Annotated in this window: 5 protein-coding genes; all 5 read left to right on the forward strand. The window is 68.7% G+C overall.

All coding sequences use genetic code 11. The annotated features are described in order from the left end of the window. Nucleotides 1-572, forward strand: a 572-nt coding sequence (locus VN419_RS03435) for a phosphohydrolase (RefSeq protein WP_325644468.1), incomplete at its 5' end; no start/stop codon positions are given. Beyond that, complete coding sequence (locus tag VN419_RS03440) at nucleotides 535-1,455, forward strand: D-alanine--D-alanine ligase (protein WP_325644470.1); 921 nt, start codon at nucleotides 535-537, stop codon at nucleotides 1,453-1,455. The genes VN419_RS03435 and VN419_RS03440, both read left to right, overlap by 38 nt. Further along, nucleotides 1,452-2,756, forward strand: a complete 1,305-nt coding sequence (locus VN419_RS03445) for a 3-deoxy-D-manno-octulosonic acid transferase (protein ID WP_325644472.1) — start codon at nucleotides 1,452-1,454, stop codon at nucleotides 2,754-2,756. Before VN419_RS03440 ends, VN419_RS03445 begins: the two co-directional genes overlap by 4 nt. A 25-nt stretch (nucleotides 2,757-2,781) precedes the next feature. Next, the gene (gene kdsB / locus VN419_RS03450; protein ID WP_325644474.1) at nucleotides 2,782-3,546 is read left to right on the forward strand and encodes a 3-deoxy-manno-octulosonate cytidylyltransferase; all 765 of its coding nucleotides are present in this window, start codon (nucleotides 2,782-2,784) and stop codon (nucleotides 3,544-3,546) included. Continuing rightward, nucleotides 3,543-4,118 (forward strand): carbamoyl-phosphate synthase domain-containing protein (locus VN419_RS03455; RefSeq protein WP_325644476.1); only part of this gene is annotated, 576 nt, incomplete at its 3' end. The genes kdsB and VN419_RS03455, both read left to right, overlap by 4 nt.

Genomic DNA, 4,118 nt, shown 5'->3' on the forward strand with positions numbered 1-4,118 from the left:
GCCGCAGGCCGCCCTGGCGCGTCCCCTCCGAGGCGCGCTGCGTGGCCCTGTGGGACAAGCACGAAATGCCCCCGCACATCCGCGCCCACAGCGCCAAGGTGGCCCTGGTGGCCACCCAGGTGGCCGAGGCCGCGCAAAAACTCGGCCTCAAGGTCTGTGTGGAGACGGTGCGCGCCTCCGCCCTTCTGCACGACATCGCCAAGGCTTACTGCATCAAGCACGGCGGCCACCACGGCCAGCTGGGCGGGGCCTGGGCCATGGCCGCCACGGGCAACCCCGTGCTGTCCATGGGCGTCATCCACCATATGTACTGGCCCTTTGAGATGGACCTTGCGCGCTTCCTCGCGCCCATCGCGGTCATCTACGGCGACAAGCGCGTGGCCCACGACCAGATCGTGCCCATCGAGCAGCGCTTCGGCGACCTGCTGGACCGCTACGGCAGCACCCAGGAAATCCGCGAGCGCATCGCCTGCACCAACAACCAGGCCAAGGAAATAGAAGACGCCCTGTCCAAACTTCTGGAGATTGACCTCAATGCGCATGATTTTGATAGCCGGCGGCTGGTCGACTGAACGAGACGTTTCCCTTTCCGGCGCGCGCGGCATCAAGGACGCGCTCATCCGCCTGGGCCACCAGGTGCGCTTCCTGGACCCGGCGCTGGAGTTCGCCGAGATCATCCCCGCCGCCAAAGAGGCGGACTTCGCCTTTCTGAACCTGCACGGTTCCCCCGGCGAGGACGGACTCATCCAGGCCATGCTGGAAGAAGCGGGCTGCCCCTATCAGGGCGCCGGTCCCAGGGCTTCGTTCCTGGCCCTGAACAAGGCCGCGGCCAAGGCCGTCTACGCCAAGCACGGCCTGCGCACGCCCCGCTGGCGGCTGTTCACCGGCATACCCGGCGAGGCCGACACCTGCGACCTGCCCTGCCCGCTCTTCGTGAAGCCCAACACCGGCGGCTCCAGCCTGGGCATGAGCCGCGTGGCCGCGCCCGAGGAATTCGGCCCGGCGCTTGCCAAGGTCTTCGCCCTGGGGCAGGCCGCGCTTGTGGAGGAATGCATCCCCGGCCTGGAGCTGACCTGCGCGGTGCTTGCCGACGCGCCCCTGCCGGTGATCCTCATCCGCCCGCGCGCGGGCACCATCTTCTTCGACTACGAGAACAAGTACGCCGCCGACGGGGCCGAGGAAATCTGTCCCGCGCCCGTGGACGCCGCCTTGACCGCCGAGGTGCAGGAGATGTCCCTCGCCGCGCACAAGGCCCTCGGCATCGACGGCTACAGCCGCTCGGACTTCATGGTGGACGCCGACGGCAAGCCCTTCATCCTGGAGACCAACACCCTGCCCGGCATGACGCCCACGAGCCTTCTGCCCCGGGCGGCCAAGACCGTGGGCCTGGACTTCGACGCCCTGGTGGCCGAACTGGTGCGCCTGGGCCTGGCGGCCCACAAGGCCAAGGCGTGAGCGCGCCCGGAACGCTCCCCGTGGGCATCAGCGCCATGCTTGGCCTGTACGGTCTGGCCTGGCGGGCGGCCCTGTATGGCCTGCGCCGCAACAAGCGCCTGCGTGAGGGCTGGGAACAGCGCACCCTGGCGGCCGGTCCGCCGCCCAAGGCGGATCTTTGGATCCAGGCGGCCTCCGGCGGCGAGGCCTATCTGGCCTGGGAGCTGTTGCGCCAGTTACCGGAATTTCTGCCCGCCGAGCGCCGCTCCGGCAAGCCCAAGGTGCTGGTGACCACCTTCACCAGCCAGGGCATGGCCGTGCTGCAAAAGGCCGCGCAGGCCCTGGCCGGAAGCGTCGAGCTTGTGCCCGCCTGGTTCCCCTTCGATCTTCCCGGCCGCATGGACCGGGCGCTGGCCGCCGTGGCCCCCAAGGCCGTGGTGCTGCTGGAGACGGAGCTCTGGCCCGGGCTCATGGCCGCCTGCCGCAAGCAGGATGTGCCCTGCTTGGTGGTCAACGCCCGCATGACGCACAAAAGCCTGGCCGGATACTCCCGCATGCCCGGCTTCTGGCGCGCCCTGGGGCCCAAACGCGTGCTGGCCGTGTCCGACGACGACGCCGGGCGCTTCGCCAAACTTTTTCCCGACGCCCGCACCGGCGTCATGCTGAACATCAAGTTCGACCGCCTGGACTTCACGCCTGCGCCCGCGCGCCCGGAACTGGCCGCCCTGCTGCCCGATCCGAGCACCTCGCCCTTCATCGTGCTGGGCAGCGTGCGCAAGCAGGAGGAAGCCGAGGTGCTGGAGATCGTGAAGGGCCTCCTGGCCAAGCATCCGCAGGCGGTCATCGGCCTGTTCCCCCGGCACATGGAGCGCGTGGAGGCCTGGTCAAAGCTGCTGCGCAAGGCGGGCATCCCCCTTGCCCGGCGCAGCGCGGGCGAGGCCGCCCGGCCGGGCACGGTGCTCTTGTGGGACGCCTTCGGCGAGCTGGGCGCGGCCTTCGGCCTGGCGCGGGCCTGTTTCCTGGGCGGCAGCCTGGCCGACCTGGGCGGGCAGAATTTCCTGGAGCCCCTGGCCCACGGCATCGTTCCCGTCATTGGCCCGTCCTGGTCCAACTTCGTCTGGGTGGGCGAGGAGATTTTCCATACAGGGCTGGTGCGCCGCGAGGCCGACTGGCAAGGCGTGCTGGGGGCCCTGTGCGCCTTGGCGGAAAACGCGCCCCTGCCCCAGGCCGTGCGCGCCGAGGCGGAGCTGTACGCCCAATCGCGCCGGGGCGGCTCCCGGGCCGCTTGCCAGGCTGTTGCCGAATACCTAATTTGCGGGTAAACACCCAGCGGAGCCGTGAAGCGCAATGAAGTCCCTGCCCCCCTGTTACGCAATCATCCCGGCGAGGTATGATTCCTCGCGCTTCCCCGGCAAACCGCTGGTGGAGATTCTGGGCGTGCCCATGTGCGTGCGCGTGCACCAGCGCGCGGCCAAATGCCCGCTCTTCTCCAAGGTTGTGCTGGCCACGGACGACGAGCGCATCATGGCCGCGGCCAAGGCCTGGAACGTGCCCGCGCTGATGACCGCGCGCGACCACCAGAGCGGCACGGACCGCGTGCTGGAGGCGGCGCGCCTGCTGGGCGCGGAGGCCGACAGCGTGGTGGTCAACGTGCAGGGTGACGAGCCCGCGCTGGACCCGGCCATGCTGGAGGAGCTGCTGGCCCCCTTTGCCGGACCGCAGGGCGCGGGCGTGCAGGTGGCCACCCTGGCGACCCCCATGAGCCGCGCCGACGCGGCCAGCCCGGACCGGGTCAAGGTGGTGCTGGACGCGGAGCGCCGCGCACTGTATTTTTCCCGTGCGGGCATTCCCTACTGCCGCGATGGCGAGGGGGATGACGAGGTCGGGCCCCTGTTGCACGTGGGCCTGTACGCCTTCCGCATGGCCGCCCTGGAGCGCTTCGCCGCGCTGCCGCAAGGGCGGCTTGAACGCACGGAAAAGCTTGAGCAATTGAGACTTCTGGAGAACGGCATACCCATCCACGTGGCCGTGACCAGCCGACAAAGCCACGGAGTGGACCGGCCGGAAGACGTGGAGCACATCGAAAAAATCCTGCGGGAGCACGACATATGAAAGCTATTCTGGCGCTTGAAGACGGCACCTGGTTCGAGGGCGAATCCTTCACCGGGCCCGGCGAAACCGGCGGCGAAGCCATCTTCAACACCGGCATGACCGGCTACCAGGAGATTCTCACCGATCCCTCCTACGTGGGGCAGATGGTCTGCATGACCTACCCGCTCATCGGCAACTACGGCGTCAACCCCGAGGACGTGGAGTCGCACAAGGTCGGGGCCGAGGCGCTCATCGTCAAGGAGTGCTGTAAGGAGCCCTCCAACTGGCGCGCGTCCATGTCCCTGCCGGACTACCTGAAAAAGGCCGGCGTCATGGGCATCGAGGGAATCGACACCCGCGCCCTCACCCGCCACCTGCGCATCAACGGCGCCATGCGCGGCGTCATCTCCACCTCCGGCACGCCGGAGGAACTGGTGAAAAAGGCCAAGGGCCTGCCCAGCATGGAGGGCCTGAACCTGGCCGACAAGGTGAGCGCGCAAAAACCCTACGTCTGGACCGGCAGCGGCACCAAGGACGTCGATCCGGCCAGCTTTAAGTGGGCGGGCACGGGCCCCAAGCTCGTGGTCTACGAC

The organism is Humidesulfovibrio sp., assembly GCF_035560995.1.
In the GTDB taxonomy this organism is placed as follows: Bacteria; Desulfobacterota; Desulfovibrionia; order Desulfovibrionales; family Desulfovibrionaceae; genus Humidesulfovibrio.

Coding starts and splice junctions, on each gene's coding strand:
- VN419_RS03440 (WP_325644470.1), top strand. CDS start 535: ATGCGCATGATTTTGATAGCCGGCGGCTGGTCGACTGAACGAGACGTT.
- kdsB (WP_325644474.1), top strand. CDS start 2,782: ATGAAGTCCCTGCCCCCCTGTTACGCAATCATCCCGGCGAGGTATGAT.